The 24,654-nt window shown below is 39.2% G+C and carries 26 protein-coding genes; 10 read left to right on the forward strand and 16 right to left on the reverse strand.

All coding sequences use genetic code 11. From position 1 onward, the window contains the following. The first annotated feature begins 3 nt into the window (after nt 1-3). From thiL to H9Y05_RS11110, 6 genes are all read left to right on the forward strand, one after another. A complete protein-coding gene (gene thiL, locus H9Y05_RS11085) occupies nt 4-1,038 on the forward strand; it encodes a thiamine-phosphate kinase (protein WP_216714323.1) in 1,035 nt (344 codons plus the stop codon). A gap of 285 nt (nt 1,039-1,323) precedes the next feature. Then, the gene (locus tag H9Y05_RS11090) at nt 1,324-1,701 is read left to right on the forward strand and encodes a hypothetical protein (protein ID WP_163491124.1); all 378 of its coding nucleotides are present in this window, start codon (nt 1,324-1,326) and stop codon (nt 1,699-1,701) included. Nucleotides 1,702-1,878: 177 nt separating this feature from the next. Further along, nucleotides 1,879-2,793 carry a hypothetical protein gene (locus tag H9Y05_RS11095; RefSeq protein WP_216714324.1) on the forward strand — a complete coding sequence of 305 codons (915 nt, stop codon included), beginning with the start codon at nt 1,879-1,881 and terminating at the stop codon, nt 2,791-2,793. Further along, nucleotides 2,790-3,179, forward strand: coding sequence for a hypothetical protein (locus H9Y05_RS11100; RefSeq protein ID WP_163491127.1), 390 nt, complete (start codon nt 2,790-2,792; stop codon nt 3,177-3,179). Before H9Y05_RS11095 ends, H9Y05_RS11100 begins: the two co-directional genes overlap by 4 nt. A 31-nt stretch (nt 3,180-3,210) precedes the next feature. Then, nucleotides 3,211-4,035, forward strand: coding sequence for an MbnP family protein (locus tag H9Y05_RS11105; protein ID WP_163490980.1), 825 nt, complete (start codon nt 3,211-3,213; stop codon nt 4,033-4,035). A 50-nt stretch (nt 4,036-4,085) separates the two neighbouring features. Then, nucleotides 4,086-5,111, forward strand: coding sequence for a cytochrome-c peroxidase (locus H9Y05_RS11110; protein ID WP_216714325.1), 1,026 nt, complete (start codon nt 4,086-4,088; stop codon nt 5,109-5,111). A 1-nt stretch (nt 5,112) separates the two neighbouring features. Here the strand turns inward: H9Y05_RS11110 and H9Y05_RS11115 are convergent, their stop codons facing one another. The 7 genes from H9Y05_RS11115 to H9Y05_RS11145 form a co-directional block, all read right to left on the reverse strand. Continuing rightward, nucleotides 5,113-5,751 (reverse strand): class I SAM-dependent methyltransferase, encoded by a 639-nt coding sequence (locus H9Y05_RS11115; RefSeq protein ID WP_216714326.1) that lies wholly within the window; start codon nt 5,749-5,751, stop codon nt 5,113-5,115. 1 nt (nt 5,752) lies between these two features. Beyond that, nucleotides 5,753-6,154 carry a hypothetical protein gene (locus H9Y05_RS11120; RefSeq protein ID WP_216714327.1) on the reverse strand — a complete coding sequence of 134 codons (402 nt, stop codon included), beginning with the start codon at nt 6,152-6,154 and terminating at the stop codon, nt 5,753-5,755. Next, on the reverse strand, nt 6,138-6,899 hold the full coding sequence (locus H9Y05_RS11125) for a class I SAM-dependent methyltransferase (RefSeq protein WP_216714328.1): 762 nt from the start codon (nt 6,897-6,899) through the stop codon (nt 6,138-6,140). Before H9Y05_RS11125 ends, H9Y05_RS11120 begins: the two co-directional genes overlap by 17 nt. Next, nucleotides 6,890-7,624, reverse strand: a complete 735-nt coding sequence (locus tag H9Y05_RS11130) for a DUF2071 domain-containing protein (protein WP_216714329.1) — start codon at nt 7,622-7,624, stop codon at nt 6,890-6,892. Before H9Y05_RS11130 ends, H9Y05_RS11125 begins: the two co-directional genes overlap by 10 nt. Further along, nucleotides 7,625-8,338: a DUF3307 domain-containing protein gene (locus H9Y05_RS11135; protein ID WP_216714330.1), complete on the reverse strand. Its 714-nt coding sequence runs from the start codon at nt 8,336-8,338 to the stop codon at nt 7,625-7,627. Then, the gene (locus H9Y05_RS11140; RefSeq protein ID WP_216714331.1) at nt 8,331-8,930 is read right to left on the reverse strand and encodes a SatD family protein; all 600 of its coding nucleotides are present in this window, start codon (nt 8,928-8,930) and stop codon (nt 8,331-8,333) included. Before H9Y05_RS11140 ends, H9Y05_RS11135 begins: the two co-directional genes overlap by 8 nt. A gap of 108 nt (nt 8,931-9,038) precedes the next feature. Further along, nucleotides 9,039-9,434 carry a DoxX-like family protein gene (locus tag H9Y05_RS11145; RefSeq protein WP_216714332.1) on the reverse strand — a complete coding sequence of 132 codons (396 nt, stop codon included), beginning with the start codon at nt 9,432-9,434 and terminating at the stop codon, nt 9,039-9,041. 206 nt (nt 9,435-9,640) lie between these two features. On the opposite strand from H9Y05_RS11145, the gene H9Y05_RS11150 reads away from it, so the two are divergent. The 4 genes from H9Y05_RS11150 (at nt 9,641) to H9Y05_RS11165 (ending at nt 18,364) form a co-directional block, all read left to right on the forward strand. Further along, a complete protein-coding gene (locus H9Y05_RS11150) occupies nt 9,641-10,954 on the forward strand; it encodes a DUF389 domain-containing protein (protein WP_216714333.1) in 1,314 nt (437 codons plus the stop codon). Between the two features lie 230 nt (nt 10,955-11,184). Continuing rightward, on the forward strand, nt 11,185-14,466 hold the full coding sequence (locus H9Y05_RS11155; protein ID WP_216714334.1) for a toxin-antitoxin system YwqK family antitoxin: 3,282 nt from the start codon (nt 11,185-11,187) through the stop codon (nt 14,464-14,466). Beyond that, nucleotides 14,453-16,396, forward strand: a complete 1,944-nt coding sequence (locus H9Y05_RS11160; RefSeq protein WP_216714335.1) for a DUF3857 domain-containing protein — start codon at nt 14,453-14,455, stop codon at nt 16,394-16,396. Before H9Y05_RS11155 ends, H9Y05_RS11160 begins: the two co-directional genes overlap by 14 nt. Nucleotides 16,397-16,405: 9 nt before the next feature. Continuing rightward, complete coding sequence (locus tag H9Y05_RS11165; RefSeq protein ID WP_163491144.1) at nt 16,406-18,364, forward strand: hypothetical protein; 1,959 nt, start codon at nt 16,406-16,408, stop codon at nt 18,362-18,364. 63 nt (nt 18,365-18,427) lie between these two features. Here the strand turns inward: H9Y05_RS11165 and H9Y05_RS11170 are convergent, their stop codons facing one another. The 9 genes from H9Y05_RS11170 to H9Y05_RS11210 all read right to left on the reverse strand — a co-directional run bounded on the left by H9Y05_RS11170 (nt 18,428) and on the right by H9Y05_RS11210 (nt 24,648). Further along, on the reverse strand, nt 18,428-18,757 hold the full coding sequence (locus tag H9Y05_RS11170) for a DMT family transporter (RefSeq protein ID WP_163491146.1): 330 nt from the start codon (nt 18,755-18,757) through the stop codon (nt 18,428-18,430). A 79-nt stretch (nt 18,758-18,836) separates the two neighbouring features. Beyond that, the gene (locus H9Y05_RS11175; protein WP_163491147.1) at nt 18,837-19,400 is read right to left on the reverse strand and encodes a Crp/Fnr family transcriptional regulator; all 564 of its coding nucleotides are present in this window, start codon (nt 19,398-19,400) and stop codon (nt 18,837-18,839) included. A 126-nt stretch (nt 19,401-19,526) separates the two neighbouring features. Then, on the reverse strand, nt 19,527-20,537 hold the full coding sequence (locus H9Y05_RS11180) for a TQO small subunit DoxD (RefSeq protein ID WP_163491148.1): 1,011 nt from the start codon (nt 20,535-20,537) through the stop codon (nt 19,527-19,529). 91 nt (nt 20,538-20,628) lie between these two features. Further along, entirely contained in the window at nt 20,629-20,973 is a 345-nt protein-coding gene (locus tag H9Y05_RS11185; RefSeq protein WP_163491150.1) for a hypothetical protein, read from the reverse strand. A gap of 14 nt (nt 20,974-20,987) precedes the next feature. Next, nucleotides 20,988-21,698, reverse strand: a complete 711-nt coding sequence (locus H9Y05_RS11190; protein WP_216714336.1) for a thioredoxin domain-containing protein — start codon at nt 21,696-21,698, stop codon at nt 20,988-20,990. A 2-nt stretch (nt 21,699-21,700) separates the two neighbouring features. Further along, a complete protein-coding gene (trxA, locus tag H9Y05_RS11195) occupies nt 21,701-21,994 on the reverse strand; it encodes a thioredoxin (RefSeq protein ID WP_163491153.1) in 294 nt (97 codons plus the stop codon). Between the two features lie 173 nt (nt 21,995-22,167). Continuing rightward, nucleotides 22,168-22,968 (reverse strand): hypothetical protein, encoded by an 801-nt coding sequence (locus tag H9Y05_RS11200; RefSeq protein WP_163491155.1) that lies wholly within the window; start codon nt 22,966-22,968, stop codon nt 22,168-22,170. Further along, entirely contained in the window at nt 22,961-23,560 is a 600-nt protein-coding gene (locus H9Y05_RS11205) for an RNA polymerase sigma factor (protein WP_216714337.1), read from the reverse strand. The genes H9Y05_RS11200 and H9Y05_RS11205 overlap by 8 nt, the downstream gene beginning before the upstream one ends. Further along, nucleotides 23,557-24,648: a hypothetical protein gene (locus H9Y05_RS11210; RefSeq protein ID WP_216714338.1), complete on the reverse strand. Its 1,092-nt coding sequence runs from the start codon at nt 24,646-24,648 to the stop codon at nt 23,557-23,559. The genes H9Y05_RS11205 and H9Y05_RS11210 overlap by 4 nt, the downstream gene beginning before the upstream one ends. Nucleotides 24,649-24,654: the final 6 nt, after the last annotated feature.

Genomic DNA, 24,654 nt, shown 5'->3' on the forward strand with positions numbered 1-24,654 from the left:
AGTATGTCCGAACAAAAAGATTTGAACCAGTTGGGTGAATTTGGTCTGATTGACCATTTAAGTAATGAATTTACAACCATTCACCCATCAACAATAAAAGGAATAGGTGATGACGCGGCGGTGATCTCCGTCTCTGAAACAGAAGCGATGGTTGTGTCGACTGATATGTTAGTAGAAGGGATTCATTTCAATTTGATGTATACTCCGCTGATGCACCTGGGATATAAATCCGTTGTTGTCAACCTGTCTGATATCTGCGCGATGAATGCGAAACCGGAGCAAATTACCGTTTCATTGGCGTTTTCTTCCAAGTTTCCGTTAGAAGCGATTGAAGAATTGTACAAAGGAATCAAAGCAGCATGTGATGTTTATAAAGTAGACCTGGTAGGAGGTGATACAAGTACTTCTTATTCCGGACTCACCATCAGCATTACAGCGATTGGCCGTGTTCAGAAAGACAAAATAACCTATCGCTCCGGTGCAAATGAATATGATCTACTCGTTGTCTCCGGAGATTTAGGAGCCGCATACATGGGATTACAGGTATTGGAGCGGGAAAAAGAAGTATTCAAAGCAAATCCGGATATTCAACCGGATCTGGAAGGATTTGACTACATCATCAAACGCCAGTTGAAGCCCGAAGCCCGAAAAGATATTGTTGAATTTTTAGCGGAGCTGGAGGTTGTTCCGACTGCAATGATTGATATTTCTGACGGGCTTGCTTCTGAAATTTTGCACATCTGTAAAAGCAGCAAGGTAGGATGTCATATCTACGATGAAAAAATTCCGATTGACGGGGCTACCTCGCTCGCAGCAATTGATTTTAACCTGGATCCTGCAACCTGTGCATTGAATGGTGGTGAGGATTACGAACTGTTGTTTACCGTAAAACAGTCCGATTATGAAAAAATCAAAGGGAATCCGCACATGACTGTTATCGGGCACATGACCAACGAAAATGACGGCTGTTACTTCATTGATAAAAACGGAAGTGCCATTACCCTGAAAGCACAGGGATGGAACCATTTCGGACAGTGATTTTTATTAACTGATTGCTATCCTCTCCCTCCTAAGGAGGAAGAATTTCATTCCCTTGTAATGAATCACAAAGAATATTCTCAATCCTTGTAACTTATATAAAATAAGTTAACGGAATTATTTTTATGAGTGGGATATAACTTTCCCTCTTAGGAGGATCGAGGAGGAGGACCGTTTCAATTGCCTTAGAAAACAAGCATTTCATTGCTCACATCACTCTGTTCAGAAGTTATTCTGGTTTCTTTTGGGGGTGAATCACTTTTATGATTAACTTCACGGCGATTTATGAAGAGATTCATTACATATCTCTTTCTTGGAGCGTTCTTGCTTCATTCCGCCAGCCGGATGATTGTTTACTTCAATTACTGGCTCAATCAGGAATTTATTGCTCAGAATTTATGCGAAAACCGTGAAAAACCACAAATGGAATGTAACGGGAAGTGTCACTTGAAAAAAGAATTGAACAAAGACGATGAACGGAAACAAAAAGATACCAAACAACAGGTAGAAGTAAGCCTGTTGTTGTTTCAGGATCATCATACAATGATTGCGTTTGAACAATCCACTTTTATTGAAGAGCAAACACATTGTACGTTTGAACTTCTTCAGAAAACAACCGGTTTTCAATCACCTGTTTTTCATCCCCCGACGAATGTTGCTTAAAAACAGGATTTTCTGCTCAACAGCTGTTGTGGCAGGTATTTCTGTATCTTCTTTTTAACATGTTGGATGGCTGTGGAAGTAATGCACAGAATAGAAAGGAGTGAGTACATTTTTTTGTGCCTCCTGAGTGATTTTATTGTGTAAATACAGTTTTTTATTCACTTAAATCAGAGTAAAATGAAACACTATATAGTGGGAATGTTGTTGGGAATGATAACAACAACTTCTCACGCGTGTGATATTTGCGGATGCGCGGCAAATGCATTCTCAGTCGGAATGCTGCCTAATAGCAAGCACCATTTCATAGGTGTCCGCAATACAAGCCGTTGGTTTGAAAGTCAGCCGGCACCGGATGGACATGGATTCAGAGGCATTTCCACACAGTTGTTTAATACAACAGAATTGTTCGGACGCTTCAAACTGGGGAAACGGTTCCATGTACAGGCATTTATCCCATATGTATACAACCGGAAAACGGACAGTATTACAACTCCCATTCATGGACTTGGTGACATCGTTGCGATGGGAAATTTTGTATTTATTGACAATATGGATTCCCTGAACAGAAAAGTCCGTCATTCGGGAACAATCGGTTTGGGAGTAAAAACACCTACAGGACAGTTTTTTAAATTGGGATTTGAAGAAATCAACATGTTGCCGGGAACCGGTTCTGTGGATGTAATCGCAAACCTCAATTACTCCGTTCAGTTCCATAATTGGGGACTGCAAAACGAATCAGGATTTACCTACAAAACAGAAAATAAGTACAAATACCGGTTTGGAAATGCACTGAGTATCTCTCAATTGGTTTTTTACCGCTGGGATGTTAACGAAGACCTGAAAATCATTCCTCAAATCGGGTTGAACTTTATGCACAACTGGAAGGACCGTAAGAATGGTGTACTTTCCGAAGATACATTCAATGGCGGAAACATGTACAACGGGCAATTCAATGTATTTCTGTTGTACAGAAATGTAGGGATCAACGTGCAGGTCTATATTCCGTTGGCGCAACAGCTGAACAGCGGCTATGTGACACAGAAAACAATGCTTCGGTGCGGAGTAAATTATTTTATTAACAGCAAAAAATGAAAATACATTGTGTAATTGCAATTGTGCTGACGGCAGGGCTGTTCGGGGCATGCAAAAAAGAAAAAGACGGAGCTGAAAACGTAACAATTACATTCACGGAACCATCTGTCGGTGATACCATTCCTTCGTGGAACCAGGTGCACATGGAAGGAACTGTTTCCGGTGACGGAGAAATGAAAGGCTACGTTATTTCTGCGCTGAATGCCACAACAAACGAAGTATTGTTTACTACGGCATATGATGTGACGTCTAAGGCATACAATTTTCATGAACACTGGATCAATAATTTGTATGACACGACATCCGTTACGGTAAAAGTAGAAGTAATTAAAAATGAAGCAGGAGACCGTGAAACAGCAACAAGAACGGTGGTGTGCCTGCCCTAAGTAAAGAATTAAAAGAAATTAAAAAATGACTATGAAGAATTTAGTAATCATGACATTATTTGCGGGGATATTTGGAATCACATCCTGTAAGAAAAAAGGATGTACTGACCCTACCGCAACCAATTACAACCTGGAAGCGACAAAAGATGACGGTTCCTGTACGTATGCAGCTCCTGCGGAAGAAACAGGGAAAGTAACCGTAGCACTGAGTCACCACTGGGTGAACGAGTCAACTTCGTTTGAATTGGGGACGGAATACGTACACCCCACGACAAACGATACATTGACGTTCACAACGTTTAAATACTTCATTTCGAATGTTCGCCTGAAAAAAGAGGACGGAAGTTGGTGGACACACCCCGAGAGCTATTTTTTAGTTGATGTATCCGGACCATCTTCGACGCAGCTTAATATTACGGGAATTCCGGTTGGTAATTATACAGAAGTTTCTTACGTAATGGGAGTTGACAGCACGCGAAATGTCAGCGGAGCACAATCAGGTGCACTGTCCACAACTTCAGGAATGTTCTGGAGCTGGAATACGGGATATATCATGTTAAAAGCAGAGGGATTATCTCCACAGGCAGGTATGGGCGGAGCCTTTACATTTCACCTGGGTGGATTTGCCGGAGCAACGAACATTGTAACATTAAAAACAGCTGGATTCGGAGGAGTGCTGCAGGTAACGACAACCAGCAACGGTAAAATTAACTTGTCCGCAGACCCGTCAAAGTTGTTTACAACAACCGGTTCTGTGGGAGCTGTCGGAATGATTCACATGCCGGGGGCAAATGCAGTAACAATGGCAACGGATTTTTATACTTCAGGTGTTGCGTTCAAATCCATTCAGAATTAAATCATGATCAGCGAGCCGGAGTTGTCGGCTCGCTGACCTTTTTGTTGAATATGAAGTATTTTAATTACTTAGTTGCAGGATTTTTGTTGCTCACGGCGTGTAAAAAAGACCCGATTGAAGTCATTGACGCAACTCCGGAAGAGGTTATCGCGTTTCGGTACCCTCCAGGTTTCCCGGCGACCGTTTACCCTTTGGGAGAAAAGCCGGTTAATGCTGCGAATTTTAAGCTGGGGCGAGCACTTTTTTATAGTACGATCTTATCTTCAGACAACACGGTTTCCTGTGCTACCTGTCATGCGCAGACACATTCCTTTGCAGATCATAATATTGCATTGAGTATCGGGGTAGGTGGTGCAGTGGGGGCGAGAAACGCACCGCCGATTTTCAACATGGCATGGCAGCCTCATTTTATGTGGGACGGAGGAGTGAATCACCTGGAATTGTTTTCCATTGCTCCGATTACCAACCCGGTGGAAATGAATGAGACAATGGCGGGTGTTATCCAGAAACTGAATGCGTCCGACTACTGGAGAAACTGGTTTAAAAGTGTGTACGGGACAAATGAGGTGACTGATCAGCAATTGTTTGTCTCGTTGACACAATATATGCTTATGATTATTTCAGATGGTACTCAGTACGACAAAGTAATGAAAGGTGAAGCGTCTTTTACAGCTGAACAACAGGCAGGATATGAACTGTTTTTACAAAAATGCGCATCCTGTCATACGGAACCTTTGTTTACCGATTTTTCGTTCCGGAACAATGGATTGGATGTCATTTCCGTTGACGATGGCCGGTTTTTGATCACACAAAATGAATCCGACAGAGGGCGGTTTAAAGTTCCGACTCTGCGAAATGTATTGCTGACGTATCCATATATGCACGACGGGCGTTTTTTTACAATTGACCAGGTGCTTGAACATTACAACAGTGGTGTGAAAGCACATGCCAACCTGGATCCGTTATTACAAAACGGGATTCCATTATCCGCAGATGATAAAAAGCACCTGAAACGCTTTTTGGAAACATTGAATGATTATAAACTAATGGGGGATAAACTGCTTAGCGAGCCCTGAACTAATGTTCTTTTCGAGCGATCACAACGGTATGAATAACGGTGTGATCGTCCGAAAGTGTATAGGGGATGTGAAACACTTCCGGTTGGATAAATCCGAAATGGTTCAGAAGTTGCGTAATAACGGTTAACTGATGGTAATAAAAATAAACCCTGTCGCCGCTGCTTCCTGTTTGAAAACCTGATTGCGCAGCATCTCCTTCCACAAAACTCAGGTACAATACACCGTTGTTTGTCAAACGATTCCCGCAATCTGCAAACAGATTTTGTACTTCTTCCTCATTGATATAGGGAATGCAGAATCCGGTAATAATACCGTTAAACAAACCTGTCAATTGATGTAGTTTCCGGCAATCCAGTTGTATAAATGTCGCTGTCGGATTATTGCCTGCAGCTAATTGAATCATATTGGGCGCAATATCGGTCCCCAGTAGCTGCAAATCGGGGCGTTGTGAAAGGAGGTAACGCGTTATATTTCCCGGGCCACAACCGATTTCAAGTACCTTCGGATGATTTCCGGAAAGGGAATCGAGAAAAGCGTCGTAGGTACTGTTATAAATCTCCAGTTCCATGAATTTTTCCTGGTAACGCATTGCTACCTTGTTCCACGTTTCGAATGTTTCTTTATAGTGATCTTCCATGTTAGTACGGATCGATGAATCCCCGGATAAATACAAGAGTAAAATACATCCAGATTATTGAAAATACGATGTGTACAATCGTTTCAAATGGCTTTCCTTTCCAGAGTTTCGGAGAATAGACAAAAAACTGGAAAAACAATCGGAATCCCCAGAAAATTGCCAACCCCAGTGAAATGATTCGCCCTAGCGGAGTGGTAATCAGCTCTTCGGTTGCAACCACACATAGCAGCCCCATCAGAAATACGGTAAGTGCAATGAAAAATGTGTGTACCTGCATCATTTGACGATTGATCAGACTCATGGAACTGAGTTCGTGTTTCCAATTGAAATAGCGCGGAAAAATGATGTGAACGATCGCAAGTGCCATCAGTAAAAAACCGATTATTTTATACTGTATTTCCATGTTTTTTAAGTTGAAAGGTTGAAATAAATGGTGTTGATTTTAGTTCAGATTCGAGTGTCAATGCCGCATGTTTGAATACATTTCTCCAGCTTTTTCGGGAATAAAAATGAAAGAACCCGATCGAATAAGCGACGAAATTAGCACGATCTCGTAAATGTTCTGTTACATAGACCATACCAAATGGTTTAACAACCCGTCGGAGTTCTTTGAAAAACAGGATACGTTCTTGTACATCACGAATCTCATGTGCCGAAAAAATGACAGAAACAACATCAAAATGATTCGTAGGAAAGGGGAGTTTATCTGTAACAACCGCGATTGTTTCTCTATGAGGAGGATATATTTTTCGGGCTCTGCGAATGGAAATTTCTGTGTGTTGTTGCGGATCGTAAAAGTCACAGATGGTCAAATTAACTGTTTTGAATTTTTGTGTGATAATTGTACTCGTTTCATCAAATCCCGCATGGATATTCATCACCTTCTTGTGATTCAAGTCGGGAAGCCAGTTCAGGTGATACAAATCTGACCAATCGTAAATAAAATAAGAGATTGCGAGTGATCCCGCGATCATTAGCAGGGTGATTAATGCCCCGATTACCGCAAGTGATTGTAACCAGGAAGGTAAAGGTAAATAATGGTGAAACAGGACAACAGCCGAAAGTACAAGTAAGGCAATGATATAAAAGTGGCGGTTAAACCGGACAATATTCATTACTCCCTGAAATGGTTTTCTTTTTATTTCCATTGATCCTTTCTTCCTTTTTTCCAATAATACGGAACATTGCTGATTTCAAATGCGTTTGCCAATACAATGCCCTCCAGGTTCAATTGATCTATAAAAGCAAATTGGTAGTTGATGACATTTACAGGTTTTGGGTTCCAGTTTTGCCGGATTCCTTCAATGATTAAAACAGTTTTATCTTGCTGATTATACGTAAATGTATGTGGCAGAGGACCGGCATACCTGCGAGCTTCTTTCCAATCTGAAAAAGGAGAGTACTCCGGTAACAATACCTCATCTCCGGATACGTCAAATGTGACATCTAATCCCGATTTCTTTGAACGAATCACTTGCTTGGTTCCGATTGATTGTTGAGTGATATCAGTTGTTGTGTAATTGTAGTGAGTGAATATATTTCCGAAAAATTCCATTTTCTTCCGGTTTGTTTCAGAACGAAGGATGTACAGTCCGCGTAAGCGTTTTCCGTTACTGGTGGTATAGCGGACAAAGATCCGGTAACCCGTCAGGAAGAAGTCATTTCCCATAAATGCAGGAAATCCTTTTGGGCGTAAACCGGAAGTCTGAACAAGTGCCACCGCGACAAATCCCCATGTATTATTCAATGTGTCGAGTTCCAAACATTCAGGTATCAACTGTTGCAACTGTTCTTTCGGAACAGCAAACGTAAGTACAACCGATTGTTTGAAGAAAGCTTCAACGGGAAACGGATGATTCTTCAGGAACTTCATTTACACTATATTTTTTAAGTACACATACAGCATGGAAATCACAATAGCGATTCCAAAACTCACCAGGGTTCCGATTAAGATGTATTCAGTCAGTTTGACATCTTTGCTTTCTTTGAGGTCTCCGAACCGGAAAATGGACTTGGCTGCCAGCAGGAATCCGATCCCTTCCCAAAATGAAATGGTAATGAACAGAAAAATAAACAACCGTTCCAGGATGCCGATGTATTTACCCGCATCCTTTAACCCGCCTTTTGGTACCGGGTAATTGAATACACTCATCACTTTCTTAATTGTTACGGACGAGAAAAAAGTGAGAAGAACGATGCTGATCAGCAATAAATAAGTCTGTGTACCGAACAGGAAAGATGGAATAAACTCCGTCCCATAGAAATAATAAACAAACAGGTAGATTGCAAAGAGGTGCAATCCCTGGTCAATCATGAAGTTGTAAATTCCCTTGATGGATTTGGCAAAAAGAATTTTGGTGCAGCTATCAATAACGAAATGAGACAAGGTTAGTAAAAGTACGGGGAACAGGTAGGTTAATTCGAATTGAGTAAAGACAAGCAGCAGCAACAGGTGAATTGCAATATGGATGTACAATGACGAAGATCTGAACTTGTGTTTCCGGATTTCCTCCGTCATTTTATTGGTTTGCAAAACGAAATCACCCAATAGGTGACAAAAAATGATTTTCAATGTGAGTTCAGCCATGACCATATTTTTTGTTAAACAAATGAATAACTTCCAGGAGTTCATCGTACGCTCCTCTTTTCAATGCTTTGTTAACAGTTGCATTGCTTTTCCCCAACTGCTGTGCAAGTTCTTTCTGAAGTAAATCCGACTTGTTCAACATGTGGAAAATCGTTTCGGAGGTAGCGGGTTTCCAGTTGTCAGCAATGAATCCGGCTAATTTTAACAGGAGATTAAAATCAGCATCCACCTCTTCCGATGCACTCTCAATTGCCAGTGTCTGATCTTTTAACTGCTCGAAACGATGCCCTGAGCGGATAAATGCCGTTCCGGATGATTCCGTTACCTTTGTTCCCGTGTAGCCCTTGTCACCAATTCCTATTCCCATCCGGACGTCAATTGTATTGTTTGTTTTGACGAGCGCTTTGATACAAAATGCAATTCTCAATGCTTCCGTAACGGGAAGTTCCAGCTGAAAACTGTCTCCGCGATAAATTTCCCAACTTCCCGGTTGATCTGTAACAGATTCAAAATATGTTTTCAGCTTCGGAAGCCATACTTCCGAAGCTACCTTTCGTGAATGAATAATATCTCCTGTGATAACCGCTGTCATGTTCACTTGTTTCTAACAAATGTATTAAAATTAACTTAAATAAGCTAATTTTTTGAAATTATCTTTTTTAGGCTAATTTTTCAGAATCCACCTTTTTAGACCAATTTATTACCGATTGTTTTGTGGTGTATTTCCGTTCCAAACAAATGCATTCGCATATACAATAAATATAAATAAACAGGCAAACAAACTATTGAATTTTCCCCAAAGTAATAAATCGGGGGCAATGAAAAATTCCAGTAGATTCATGGTTCCGACAACAATGATCTGAAGAACGGCATTCAACCGGTATTTATATCCCGTCACAATCCACAGTGACATGCAAACTTCCAGGATACCAATTGTGAAGGTGAGGGGGCGGGCATACTCTTCACTTAAAATCCGGGCAACAATCTCCTGATGCCTGGGAACGAGGTTAAGAACTTTACACACCAATCCGTTGATCAGCCAGACGGTTGAAATAAAGATAGTTGAAATGAGGTGTATGTACTTATTGTTATTCAACGACTAAGGGGTTAAAATAGACGAGATGAAATGTACAAAAAATAGTTGACTTTGTTTGAATGAAAAACAACGGCTTTCAAAAAAGATAGAACGATTTAAAAAACAGTAGTCAATTAATTTGCTCACTTCAAAATAACTGTAAATAATTTCTTATTGTTGATTTTTCTGAAAAAATGTATATTTAAACGTAAAATTTACACAACTTCATGGACAATAAATTTTTGAATTTCATCAACCTGCACAACGGAGAAGAACGAAAAGAAAAAGTGCTGGAAAATGTTGCTGCCAATATTCCTTTCAGGGGGTCAAACCTTTGGATTCTGGCATGTGCCATACTCATTGCTTCCGTAGGATTGAATGTCAACTCAACAGCTGTTATTATCGGAGCCATGTTGATTTCTCCTTTAATGGGGCCGATTGTAGGAGCCGGTTTTGCGCTGGCTACGCTTGACTTCCATTTGATGAAACGGGCGTTGAAAAACCTGTTGATTGCTACGCTGGTAAGTATCTTTGTTTCTTCTGTTTATTTTTACCTGAGTCCGTTTAAAGATGTTCAGTCGGAATTACTGGCACGGACATCCCCCACGTTTTATGACGTATTGATTGCGTTTTTTGGTGGAGTAGTGGGCGTTGTTGCTATCACACGCGTTGAGAAAGGAAACCCGATTCCCGGAGTAGCGATTGCAACAGCTTTGATGCCACCTTTATGTACGGCAGGATATGGATTGGCCACCTTTAATTTTTCGTATTTCGCAGGAGCGTTCTATTTGTATTCCATTAACTGTTTTTTCATTTGCGTAGCAACCTTTCTGGTTGTCAGGTACCTCAAATATGATATTGTCAAGCAGACCAATAAACTGCTGGAAAAGAAAATTCGTTATGCTGTGGTTATCTCGTTGTTCCTGATGCTCATCCCAAGTTTTTATTTAGCATACAACCTGTTGAAAGAAAAAGAATATTCACAAAATGCAGAACGGTTTATTGAGACAGAGTTTGTCAACCGCGGATATACCGTGATCTACAAAGACATCAATTATGCTGCAAACCCCAAATCAATTACAGTAGCTTTCCTGGTGAAAAAGTTTAAACCGGAGGAAGTAAAAACACTGAACAATATGTTGGATGATTTCGGATTGTACAATACAAAACTGATCATCAAGCAGGATGCCGCTGATCTCAAATCTGAAATTCTGAATGAAATCGGAACACAGGATAAGCGACTAATTGAGCGGGATCTAAAAATCAACGCGTTACAAACGGAGTTGAATTCCTATAAAATAAGTGATACAACGCTGACAAAAGAAATCCGAATTCTTTACCCGGAAATTCATCAATTTTATATCGGGAAATTAAAACATGCAACGATTGAAAATGACAGTGTTTCCAACCAAATGGTCTTCATTTATGAATCGGGGAAGCAACTTGATTCGGAAAAAATTAAAAACTGGCTGCAGGCAAAGTTCAATCAATCTTCAATACAGGTGCTGTATGAAAAAGTGCAGCCGGTATCAATGCGATAATTACGTTTCAAATCAATCGAAAATTCGATTGATGGAACTAAAGTATGCTTGTGAATTATTGCAAGGAAATGTCGTTTTTTACTAATTAATTGTTGTGATTTTAACATTTGAGTGTGGTTTTGTTCATAAAATGGCATGTAAATTCGAATAAAATTGGCATATTTGGAGCGGAGTAACCAGTTTATTCAGGAGATACCACTTATCTATTTTATCGTTTTACTAGTTTTACTATGAAAATTACATGTTTATTATTACTTTTTTTAACAGGGATTACATTTGCTTTAACTGCACAGAAGAAACTACAAACCAAGACGTCCATTGAACTTTTGCAGGATGGTTTGAAATTCAAAGGGAACAATGAACCACAAAAAGCTGAAGCTTCATTTAACTCTATATCAATTAATGATACAAATTATGTCCTTGCTCAAAAGGAGCTGGCATTATTGTATATGTCGATGAAAGAATTTGAAAAGTCCGATAAAATTCTCACAACTTTATTAAATTATGAATCAGCTTTTAATAACAGAGCTTCGGTATACTATATTCTTGCACAGTCATACAACGGACAGGAAAAATATGATGCATCTCTTGAACTGTTGGAGGAGGGAATAAAAAACTATCCCATGAACCACATCCTATATCATGTGAAGGGATTGACATATGAAAAAAAGGGAGAGTATCAAAACGCTCTTGAGGCCTATAAACAGGCTATTCAAAGAAACATGAATTACTATGATGCACATATGAGATTAGGAATCCTTGCTGCAAATGAAGGGAAATATACAGAAGCGATGTTTAGCTTATTAAGCTGCCTGATGATTGAACCGAAGGGAGAAAAGTCAGGAGATGTTGTTTTTTTCATGGAAGAAATTGCTGACGGGACGTTTACACCAACTAAAAAAGGCATTGTGTTATCGGAAAATGGAGATAAATTCGATCACGTTAATCTTTTGTTCTCAAATAAGGTGGCTTTACAACCGAAATATAAAGCGAAATTTACTGTTTCCACGTCCTATGCCAGGCAGCTTCACTTGATCTTATCTACTCTTGAATATGATGGGAATGATGAAGGATTCTGGCATCGGCAATACCTTTCTTTTTATAAAAATATTTACAATGCCGGACAATTGGATCCAATGATTTTATTTACTCTTCAGTCGGTGACAAACGAAAAAACAGCGAAGACAGTTACATCAAAAAAAAGTGTCATTGATAAATTTGTGAAAGAGGCAACAAACTATTGGAGTAACAATAATATGTTCCAGTACTTGGAATTTGAAGGAAAAAAACAAAAAGTAGGGCTTTTATTTAAAGATTCAGCTCCCATTGTAGGTGTGTTGACAGCTGAAAACAAACCAATTGGGAATTGGTATTACTATCACCCGCAGGGTAATCTTCATTTGATTGTTCCATTGAACATGCAGGGAGAAAAAGACGGGGTATTAAAAAAATATGACGTTTTTACAAATAATCTGATTGAAGAGACAACATATACAAAGAATATCGAAAATGGTATCCAGAAAAAATACTTTAAGTCTGGTGAGATAGAGCAGATGATTCGTTATAAAGACGGTAAAATGATCGATACTGTTGTTAATTATTATCGGGGAGGACAGACCATGGACATTATTCCGTTAAAAGACAATCTCAGGGATGGAATTGCAACCACCTATTATGAAAATGGACAATTAAAAATTTCTACACCATTTACAGCAGGAGAGCTAAATGGGTTGTATCAGACTTACCATGAAAATGGGAAATTAAGTGTAAAAGTGACTGTTGAAAAGGGAGTCATAACAGGAGAAAAGAAGAGCTATTATCCGAACGGACAATTAGAGTATGAATACCCGTTTAAGAATGATAAAGTTGATGGAGCGTTTAAAAAATATTATCCGAACGGACAGGTGGAGGAAGAAGGAAAAATGATGGCAGGTAAGTATTTCGGAGAAAACGTTTCTTATTATTCCAATGGAACTGTTTATTCAAAGGGGAAATACGATGAAGCAGGAAAAGAAAATGGGGTGATTGAATATTTTGATAGCGAAGGAAAGAAGTTTGTTGCATTCGACTTCAAAAAAGGCTCCATCCAGAAAATAGAAGTGTTTGATCAGCAAGAGAAATCAATAAAGACTATTTCGAAATCAGGAGCAAAGTTAAAATATGAAAACTATTACCCAACAAGACATTTGTTGTGTGAAGGAGAAATTATTGACGATAAACGATCCGGAATTTGGAAGTATTATGATAATTACGGAGTGCTTCAAAAAACAGAGAAATATAAAAGCGGAATAATTCAGGATACGGTTTTTACATATTTCCCAAATGGAAACATACAGTCAATCATCCAGTATAAAGATGATGAGTTGGATGGGATTTACCTGAAATATAATGTTTTTGGTCATTTAATTCAGGAAGGACGCTACAGTGAGGGAGAAGCCGTAAATGACTGGTATGAATATTATCCGGATGGATCGTTGAGAGAAGAATATGCATTTAACCGTGGTATTCAACACGGTTTTTACCGAAACTATGCTGTCAACGGGAAGCTTGAAAACTATGAAATTTATTCTGACGGAATTAGTGTCGCGAGCATATATCTGGATACTAATGGGATGGATATGCAGCGTTTTGGGCAGTTTAACGGGAAAATACAATTGAAAGATCCTTCCGGCACGTTTGTCCGGTTTGAATGCCATTATAACAGCGGAGTTATTGACGGAGAGGCAAAATGGTACGATGCAAAACAACAATTGATTACCTTGGGGAATTTTGTCAACGGAAAACGAGAAGGGATGTGGAAATGGTATGATCTAAATGGGAAGATCTGGAAAAAAGTTGATTATATCAACGGAAAGATTCATGGAGAGCTCATTGAATATTATGAGAATGGGAAAATTTTAACCAGGCAAAAATACCAATACGGAAAATCAGAAGGAGAAACGGTTTTCTACCATAACAACGGAAATAAAGAGACGGAAGCTGTTTATATTGATGATCTCAGACATGGGAAAGTTATCACTTATGGATATGATGGTGCTGTCCAACAGATTAGAATGTATGACCGGGGAGTTTTGATCTCGTATAGCTATCTGGACAAACACGGAAACGAATTGCCGTATATCCCTATAGAAAAAGGAGAGAGCAGTTTTATTGTGTACTATCAGAACGGAAATAAAGCAGTAGAGCAAACCCGTTATAATGGAAAAATGAATGGAGTGTATAAAGAGTATTATTCTGATGGGAAATTAATGACGGCAAGTAATTATTATTATGGTGAACCGGAAGGGGAATATATTCAATACCACCCGAATGGAAATAAAAAAACAGAAGCTACATACAAAAATGGCGAACTCGAAGGAATGTATTATGAATACCATTCGAATGGGATTTTAAAAATGTCTTCAACATATCGTTTCGGTGAATTAAACGGAGAACGAAAGGTATATTCAGAAAAAGGTGAATTAATTAAAACATATATCTATTATAATGATCAGATGCTTGAAGTTAACTAGTCAATTAGTTGTACTACCATTAACCATACTACTTCTTTTTTCCGTTTCCGTAGGTGCCCAGTTGAACTTACAGGAATATAAGACAAAATACAGTGGCAACCAAATGGTACAGCTAAACAGAAACGAGGTTGTAAAAATAGATGTTGTAAATAATCAATTTGCTGTTTCAGTGACATCTGATGAAGACTATCTGATTCTGAATAATGAAGGTGTATCACTCTTCTCAGAAGAAGCAATTGATTATTCTTCCTTTGAAACAATCAGGAACATGGAAGCGTATTCGTATAAATTGACGAACAAGAATCCGAAAAAAATTAAAGCGACGAATTTTAAAACAAAAACGGCAGAACGTGATGACAACATCTTTCATGATGATATGAAAACACTTTCATTTTTCTATCCCGGATTGGAAGAAGGATCTGTTAAGCATTTAAGTTACACGGTTGATTATTCGGAGCACCGGTTTCCGCATGGACATCGCTTTTTTTCTTATTATCCACTTGAAAAGTCGACTTTCACGATTGATCATGATACATCCGTTCACCTGATTCGCTACGATTTCAACTTCGATGGTTATGAAATCTACTTTAAAGAAACACATGTTAAAAATCGAAGAATTTGGACATGGACATGTACAAAAGTGCCCGACTTCAGAGTGGATGCGTATGCCCCAAATCCGATTTATTTTTTCCCCAGCACGTATTGTCAAATTAGTCATTATTATATCAAGGGAAAGCGAATCAACGTGCTTGGAAATCTGGATGACCTGGTTGGGTGGTATGCTGAGAATGTGGAAAAAGCACTTACTGAACAACCTTCGGAAAGTCTAATAATTACAGCAAATTCAATTACCTCAGGCATTGACAATGAGATGGACAAGGTAAAAGCAATTTATTACTGGGTGCAGGATCATATTAAGTACATCGCTTTTGAAGAGGGAGAAGAAGGATACATTCCGAGGATGCCGAATCAGATATGTGAAAAAAGGTATGGGGACTGTAAAGATATGGCTGTACTGATCTACAAAATAATGGAGGTAGCTGGTATTAAAGGTAAGATTGCATGGATTGGAACAAATAGTTTGCCATTCAGGTACAGCGATTTCCCTAGCTCCATTGTTGACAACCACATGATTGCCGTTTATGAGACAGAAGGTAAAACCTATTTTCTGGATGCGACATCCGAGATGCAATCCATCGACATCCCGGCATTCTCTATTCAGGGAAAAGAGGCCCTTATTTTTGGAGGAAGAAATGAGTACCACATTGAACAAGTTCCTGTTCCGGATGAACAAGTGACTGTATACAATAATACAACACGTATTGAAATCAAAAACAGAAAGATTATAGGAACAGGCAGGCAAACATTGATGGGGTATTATAATTGGATTTTCCGCACGCGGTTCTCCTATATGACTGATCTTACGGATGAGAAAAAAATAGAGAAATTCAGTAATCTGGGAAACAATTCTTATAAAGTGACAAAATCAACAATACAAATGAACACTAACAGGAGTGAACCTGTTGTGTTTGATTATTCGTTTGATGCAGATAACTATGTCACGGCATTTGAAGATGAAATATTTGTCAATTTAATTCTTGACAAAAGTATATACAAGGAAAAGCAATTAAAAGCGAACAGAAAGAGCCCCTTCAGCTTTGACTTCTATTCAGACAACTACTATGTAACTGAATTGATTATCCCTGAAGGAATGATTGTGAAAGATCTTCCTGAATCCCTGGTCTTTTCTTCGGATAAGATTTCATTTAAAATAGAATACGAATTAGTAGATAATCTTGTGCGAATGAAGATGAATACCATGTTTAAATTTTTATACCTACAGCCAAACGAATTTCATCTGTGGAACAGTTTTGTTTCTATTGTTGATAAGGCATTGGGCAGTTCGGTCGTTCTAGTAAAAGGAAAATAAATAATGAAAATGAAATATACAATCTGTACCATTCTCCTGGCGATCAGCTTCTTTTCAGACGCGCAGGATTTTTATTACGCATCATATGATTGGACAGCTGTTCCGGACAAATATGAGTTAACAAATGAAGAGTTAAAGTTGGACGAAGTGTATCTGAAACGAAAAGATTGCATTCAACTCTTTATTTCGGAGGAACGGGCACTTGAGTACCGTCTGTCACATAAAATAATACGCTTGAACACAGATAAGGGAATTGAACATCATAATAAATGGTATTTGAATCATTTCGGAGCAGTTGATGTCCGTTTTCAAAAAGCTCGTGTTATAAAACCTAACGGAGATATTGTTGTTCAGAATGCATCCGATATTAAAGAAGCATTGAATGAAGATGGAGAAGTTGAGTACAAATATTTTGCATTTGAAGGGATTGAAAAAGGAAGTACGGTAGAGATTCTCGAGTTGGCATCATTTCCGGCAAGATTGACAGGAGCATCGATTAGGTTACAAGGAGCAAGTCTCTATAAAAATGTTGATTTTGAAGTTATTTCTCCCGATTATTTATCGTATGCTTTTTATGCTGCCAATGATGCTCCGCAACTAATTGAAGATACAATTGCCCGTGAGGGATACAGACGCTTATATGTGCATTTAGACGAAGTAAAACAATTGAAGGAAGAAGATTGGGCAGCATATGGAGCTAATTTGAAAAAGATTTATTACAAATTGGACAAAAATCTGAATACACGCAAAGGGAATTTCTATTCATATAGTGACGTTACACACAATGTGCATGAATCACTCTTTTCTTCGATGTCAAAGAAAGAGAGTGCAGCATTGAAAAAGTTTTTAAAATCGCTGGATCTTAATGCTATTCAAGATGAAGAAGATAAAATCAGAACAATTGAAAACGAATTTAAACATGGATTTTATATCGTAGATCAATCCATTGAAAAAGGAAGTGATATTGAAAGTATTTTAAAAAATCACATTATGTCTACCAGTGGTTTTTTTCGGATATTCCTGAACACCCTCAGAGAATTATCCATTCCTTATGAAATTGTGTTGACATGCAATCGATATGAAGATAAGTTCAGTACAAAGTATGAAGCGTATAATTTTTTAAATAATTACTTATTGTACTTTCCCAATACCGGCAAATATGTTTCAGAAGAGTTAATGTCCCGGTATGGATTTCCCCCGGATGAACTTACATTTCAGAAAGGGCTTTTCATCAGAGAAATAAAAGTACAGGATATTTTGACAGGAGTTAGTGAAATTAAAAGCATTGCTTATGTGCCGGCCACTGAATCCATCGATAAGCTGTCAGTTAAATTAGCGTTTAGTGACGATAAAACGGAGAATAAAATTACTGTGGAACGGGTAACTACTGGTTACAAAGCATTACCTTATCAGGTGCCGTTGGATTATATGATGGAGGATCAAAAGAAAGAGGTAAGGGAAGAATATTTGACTTATATTGATGAAGGAGCACTACTGGATGAGATGACTTTTAAAAATGATGCTACCACTTCATTCGGAAAAAATCCATTAATCGGAAAAGCGAGTTTTACGAGCAAAAATTTTATTGAAAAGGGAGGGGATAAACTCTTACTGAAAGCTGGGTTATTAATAGGTCCGCAATCAGAGTTGTATAATCGTGAATCACGTTTATTACCTGTAGAGTCTCCACATGCACGAATATATGACCGAGTAATTGAAATTGAAATTCCGGATGGATACAGCGTAAAAAACTTACAGGATGTAGCTGTCAATGTTGTCCCTTTCGGGGCTACAGGAAGTATCGGATTTGTTTCTTCATATATCGTTGACGGAAATGTACTTAAAATCAACGTAAAGGAATGGTACAATGAAATTTATTTTGAAGCAACTGACTATGTTTCCTATGAGACCGTGATAAATGCTGCTGCAGATTTTAATAAATTGATTCTGATTTTACAACCGAAATAATCAAACAGAAGAGCTTTTTGAGTCAATTATTATGCATATTTATTCAGAAAGCTCTTTGACAAATCAATGCGATGAAACCGCTTTTAACCCGATAATTGATCCGATCAGTGTAGCAATGAACAGGATGCGGAGAAAAGTGGCAGGCTCCTTAAAAACGAAGATTCCGACGAGTACCGTTCCTACAGCCCCAATGCCTGTCCAGACAGCATAAGCCGTTCCCAATGGTAATGTTTGTGTCGCTTTGATTAGCAAATACATGCTCATAACCAGGCAACATGCAAATGCACTGTACCAGATGTATGCTAAATTCCCGGAAGCTTCCTTCGCTTTCCCTAAGCAAAAGGTAAAACCAACTTCAAATAATCCACCGATAATTAAAATAACCCAATTCATGACTGTATTTTTTTTTGACAAAAGTAGAGGAAGGAGTTGACAAACTATTTTACAAATGATAAAAAATCGCGTGTCGGTTTTATTTTAATTCAGCCCTGATTCTGCTCAGACTTACCTGTGTAATCCCCAGATAGGAGGCGATGTGTCCCAGTTGAATGCGCTGAACCAAATCCGGATGGTGAATCAGTAAATCAGTGTATCGTTCTGATGCCGTACGAAACTGCCGCTGAATCAGCCGTTCTTCTGTTCGAATCAATTCCTGCTCGGCAAATTTCCGTCCCCAGTTGGCGATGTAAATATCTTCTTCAAATAACCGGTGCAGATGTTCGGTGTTTAACTCATACAATTCACAGGCCTCCAGTGATTCAATGTCTTCATATCCCGGAAGCTGTTCGACATAACTCCGCATGGAAATAACCGCCTGTCCTTCTTTTCCGAACCAAAATGTGACTTCATTGTCCGGAGTAGAAGAATAAGCACGGACAATTCCTTTTTTGATGAAATAAATACGTGTTTCAACGGTTCCTGCTTTCAGCAACGACCATCCTTTGGGGACTTCTACCTCCCGAACGGAGCGGATTAGCTTCATTTTCGACTGTTCGGGAAGTTGGTAAACCGCATCAATAATTGCTGAAAATTCCATGTGTCAAGTTTGTGCTAATTTACAGTTTCTCCCCGGAAAAAAATACTACATTTTAAAAATGAAACAACAGTCCTGCTCTGAAAACAGCCGATTTTCAGGACAGGACTGTTTGCCGTTAGCTGTTAATCAGATTTTAACTGTTTTTTTCCATTGAATTCCACTGATATCCGTCAACTCCAATGTATACTTTCCCGACAGTTCCAAAAAGCGTTGATCCCGGAACGAAAGGGTGGCCTTTGCGCCTAACGGGATGATCAAACTGTATTTTCCCGGCTTAATCTTCGCAACATACGCATTGCTGATTTGTGTTTTCTTTAGTTGGGATAAATCGGATTGCTGCTGTTCAAATACCACCATTCCGTTTTCATCCCTTAGCTGAATGTTAATCAGAAAAGAACCGTAAACATCTGCCCCTTCAACACGTGAAAGCGCAAAAGAAAAAGTCGTGCCCTGCATCTTCGGCTGACTAATAACGATCAATGGACGAACGGATTTGTTGTGAAGAGTTCCATAGACACCTCCGTGGAAATATTGATTGGTAAACAACGTTAATCCAAGGATTGCGACAGAACCGGATAGTACTATTTTGTGCAATACCGGTGCACTGAAGGGGGGTGCTGTCGATCCGGCCCATTGGAACCATTTTTTACGTGTAATTGCTTTATTATGACTGATCAAATAATGATCAACAGTGTATGTTCCTCCTCCTGAAAGAAAAAGAACAAAACCGGCAGCAATTCCTAAAACGCCGATTTGCCACTCATCCAAACACGTTGTTCCGATCCAACCTGATCCCAGTAAAATTCCCAGCGCAAGAAGGAATACACCGACACTCATCAACCGGGTAAACAGCCCCAGCATCAATAATAAACCGACAATCCCTTCTATAATTGTGAATACGACCATTGCCCACCAGAGTGCTTCCGGATGTGATACAAGGTATTCGATAAGGGGTCTTATACCAAGTGCATTAGGAAGAAAGTGATTGAATTTTTCACCGATATAACCGGCCTCTTCCGGATTTAATTTGTTTTCTAAAACTAATCTTCTCCAGAAAGCGGAGAAATAGGTCCATCCCACGACCCAGCGCAGTGCAGTTGTAAACAGCCCTGCAGTTGCATACGATTGATTGTTCATAACGAATAAGTTGTGATTCTGTATTATTTTTACTGCCTGTGAACACAGGAAGCATACTGATTATTAGATTTTCCGAACGTAATGATCGATTCTATATCAGAAATTGTTCGTTTTGAATGTAGATAGAAACTTTTTTGCAGGGACCATCGATTGTGACGGAATGTTTTCCGGTTGTCGCTGATGTGATGAATACGGGGCTGTGCAGGTCGGGTAATTGGATGCGTTTAGCAGCCTGGTTGTATGTTTTCTTTTTTGATTGATCTGTTGTAAACTGACAAAACTGTGTTTTATTAGGTTTTCCGGTACCTTCGGACTGAGAAACGGGAATATTGAATGCATGTTTTATTTCCCGCTTAAGCGGGCAGGAAAGACAAAGCAGTAGCATCAGTGTGTAGATGAAACTTCTGTTTGCGATTTGTGTTACATTGACAAACATGCTGTGTAGCTTGATTAACGGTTAGTGGTTAGTTGCTCGCGAACTTTTCCTTCTTCAACAAATCCGAGGTTATCCCAAATCAGCTCTTTGTTTTTGTACAACTTCAATACAGGTAGAGCTGTCACGTTCAGTTGTCGGCATAAATCCGGATTTTTATCGGCATCAATGCGGATAACGGTCACATATTCTTTTGAATCCTCTGTTATTTTGTTGAGATAAGGTTCCATTTTTTTGCATGGTCCGCACCATTCAGCGTAGAAATCAATCAACACCAATTTTTCAGAGTCGATGAGTGTATTGTATTGATTCACACTGATCGCGTCGGATAACGGAGCACCGTTTACTTCCGGAAGTTGTCGGGCACGCCATTGCATCATTCCGCCGTCCATTTCATATACTTCCCGGAATCCGTTTTTTCGCATCGTCGCAGCTGCCGATGCACTTCTTCCACCACTCAAACAGTAAACGAATACGGGTTTCGTTTTATCCAATGATGCTACTTTCTTCATGAAGTCATCGCTATTCCAGTTGAAGTTAATGGCATGCAGGAGGTGTCCCCCTTCAAATTCTTCCGGTGTTCTCACATCGATCAGTTGCGGGGCTCCCAATTCATTAATTTTTTGAGAAAACTCGACCGCCGAAAGTTGTGTTTTGTCCGGATTGTTTTGCCCGCTGCTGCAACCAAACAACAACAGTGTAATGACAGATAACATGTATTTGTACATAATCAATAATTTTCTTTGATCAAACGCTCCAGTTCATTGGCAGGAAATGTTCCGGATTGCCTCCATTTCAATTCTCCGTTCTTAAAGATAATAAATGTCGGAACACCCCGAATCTGAAATTGTTGTGCAACCTGCGGGTTCTTGTCAACATCTATTTTGATGATAGAGGCATGTTCTCCGACACGGTGTTTTACATCTTCCAACACAGGAGCCATCATTTTGCACGGTCCGCACCACTCTGCAAAAAAGTCAACCAGTGTTGGTTTATCCTGATTAATGATTTCCTGAAACGTCATGATAACTGTATTTTCTACAAAGTTGCAACATTTTGTCAAGTTGTTATGTGATAAATGTTACAGAATACGTTAAAAGATTCTTAAATAAGTACATTTATAAAAAACAGCGCACGTTGATTACCGATAGATGGATGTAAAACGTCGTCACGAAAAGAATAGTTTCTGTTGGACAGCTAATACCGCGCAGTCAGATAGTTCATGACATTTCCTTGTGAGGCAACATTGACAGAGGTTGCCGCCTGATTTTTAAACGGACGTTTTGAAGCGTCTACTGAAATGTCTTTTGCAGAAGTTGCCGGAGCACTTACCTTTTTGTATGTACTCTGAGCTGGCTGCATCAATTGATCCGCATTTACAGATTCTTCTTTTACTGTTTCTGTGATTACTTCCTGTTCTGATGGATTAATGGATTTCATGGAAAAAGTACGGATTGTATTCGCATTTGGTGCCGCAACAATCGGAGGGACTGCCGGAGTTTCCTGCTGACGCCCGGAAGTGTTATCTGCTTGCTGTTCCTTTTCTCGGGTTGTCAATTGTGTTTCGGATGCATTCAATGGCTGTGGTTGTGTATCTGTAACAGACTTTTCTGGGGTTATTGTGTCCGATTTTGGTGCAGTATTCTCTGCCAGTTGTTGAGTTGCCGGAACGGTATCGTGGTTATTGAGAAAGAAGAACCACACGGCGAATCCAATGGTTACAACTGCTGCAACCTGGATTACAGGAATGAGGTAAGATGGGATAAATCTCCGGGTTTTTACATGCGTTTGATCGAACAGGTTGTCCAATTTTTCTTTGGTTGCATCCCGTGGCGATAATTTAGGCCCTCCCGCAACTGATTTTGAATGAATCAGTACCTGTTTCATTGCGTTGAACGCTTCTTCGGTCTTACAGAATTCCTCCATTTCAGCTAACTCAGATGCTGTCAACTGGTGGAATTCCTTTTCCAGTATTGTATCAAAAATATCCTTAACCATGGTGCTTTGATTTTTCCGGTTGATAATGAACTAATTCTTCCGCGAGGTATTTGGTGGCGTAGAAAATCCGTGATTTGATGGTTCCTTCGCTGATTTTCAGTATTTCTGCGATTTCCTTAATGGAAAGTCCTTCAATGTGTCTGAATACAAATGCTTCCCGGTGTTTTTCATCTAATTCGTCCAGTTTTTGTTTAAATTCTTCTCCAAACAACGTGTGATGGGTTTGTTGCAACGCATTTACAGTCTCGTCACTCACAGCCGTATATTCTTCCAACCCGTTTTTTGTCCCGGATCGAACCTCCTGCCGTTTGTACTCGTTTTTACACATATTATTTGCTACTGAATAAACCCATGTTTTGAATGATCTCGAAGCATCGAATGATGTTGGCTTCTGAATAATTTTTGCAAACAAATCGTGCACAAAATCTTCTGCTTTTTCCCGATCTTTCCACAGCATCCGGTGAAAATAATTAAGCAACGGAGTCGCGTAACGTAAATACAAATCATCAAACGCACGTTTATCACCTGACGCAATTTTTTGCATCAGCACTTCATCCGTTAGATCCTTGTATGACGTTTTGAAAAACCTCATTCGTTTACCCCCAGCTCTTTCATTAAATTCGTATTTCCAATATTCTCACCGATTTGCCGGATCGAATTTTTAATTTCATTTGCCAACCTGCCATTGTTTTCCGCTTTGTAATACATATACAAATTGAGCAGAACCGGAAGGTAATTTGCTGACAACTGCTTGCCTGTCTGGCTTTTGTATTTCACAATAACCCCTTTATTCATCCCTGTCCACAGTCTGGTGTTTAACTCACTGTTTTGAAAAACAGCAGGCGAGTACCGAAAGGTCAATCCGACAGGGTAGAGGCGCTGTTCCATATCCGTAAAATAAGCCGAAGGAATCGTCAGTGATAAGTAAATGGGCGCTTCTTGATTCGATGTGCAGAATTCTTTTAAATACTGTGTGTTGACCTGATTCGTTTCAGGGATTGAAAGATCCTCATTGGAAAGCTGCTTTCTAAACTCACTGCTTTGCAGAAGATGCATTGGAATGACCCGTACGTCATTTCTGTATTTTTCAATGCGCTGTAAGTGAATGATCGGATAACTGTCATGAATGCCGTGCGTGATTAATATTCCGTTGGAAGGAATGCTTGCCAGCACATCTTTCGCATAGGAAAAGTCATCTGTATTCCATACATTTTGCTTCGCCAGTTCTTTCAAATCCGTTATGAGCGTAGTTTGATCATTGAGAATATAGCTGACACCAACAGATTGCAACAATACATATTGATTCTTTGGTTGAAGTACTTTCGCTTTCTCCAAAAAATCCTTCTTTGAAAGGTCATAGTTTCCAGCCATGAATACGCTTAAATTGTAATCGAAACCGTTTGCATCTTCTTGTCTGTTCAGTTCTACAAAATCATTCATCCGTCGTTGTTGCTGAACGGTTGGATTTTTCTGTTCGGGAGATGAATTTGCTTGTTGATACAGTTTGTAAAATTCATTTCCAGTCTGTATTGTTGCTGTCTGTGGAACAGTTACTTCTTCTGTTTCCTTCAAAACAGAAGGTTCAGCACTATTTGTAACAGCACTGTTTCGTTCAACGGGTGGTTGAGCAAGTACTGTTACAGATACAGTCATAAACAGGAAAAACAAATACTTTTTCATTGTTCT

Origin of the sequence: Taishania pollutisoli (assembly GCF_014518315.1) — a bacterium.
Lineage (GTDB): Bacteria > Bacteroidota > Bacteroidia > Flavobacteriales_D > Crocinitomicaceae > Taishania > Taishania pollutisoli.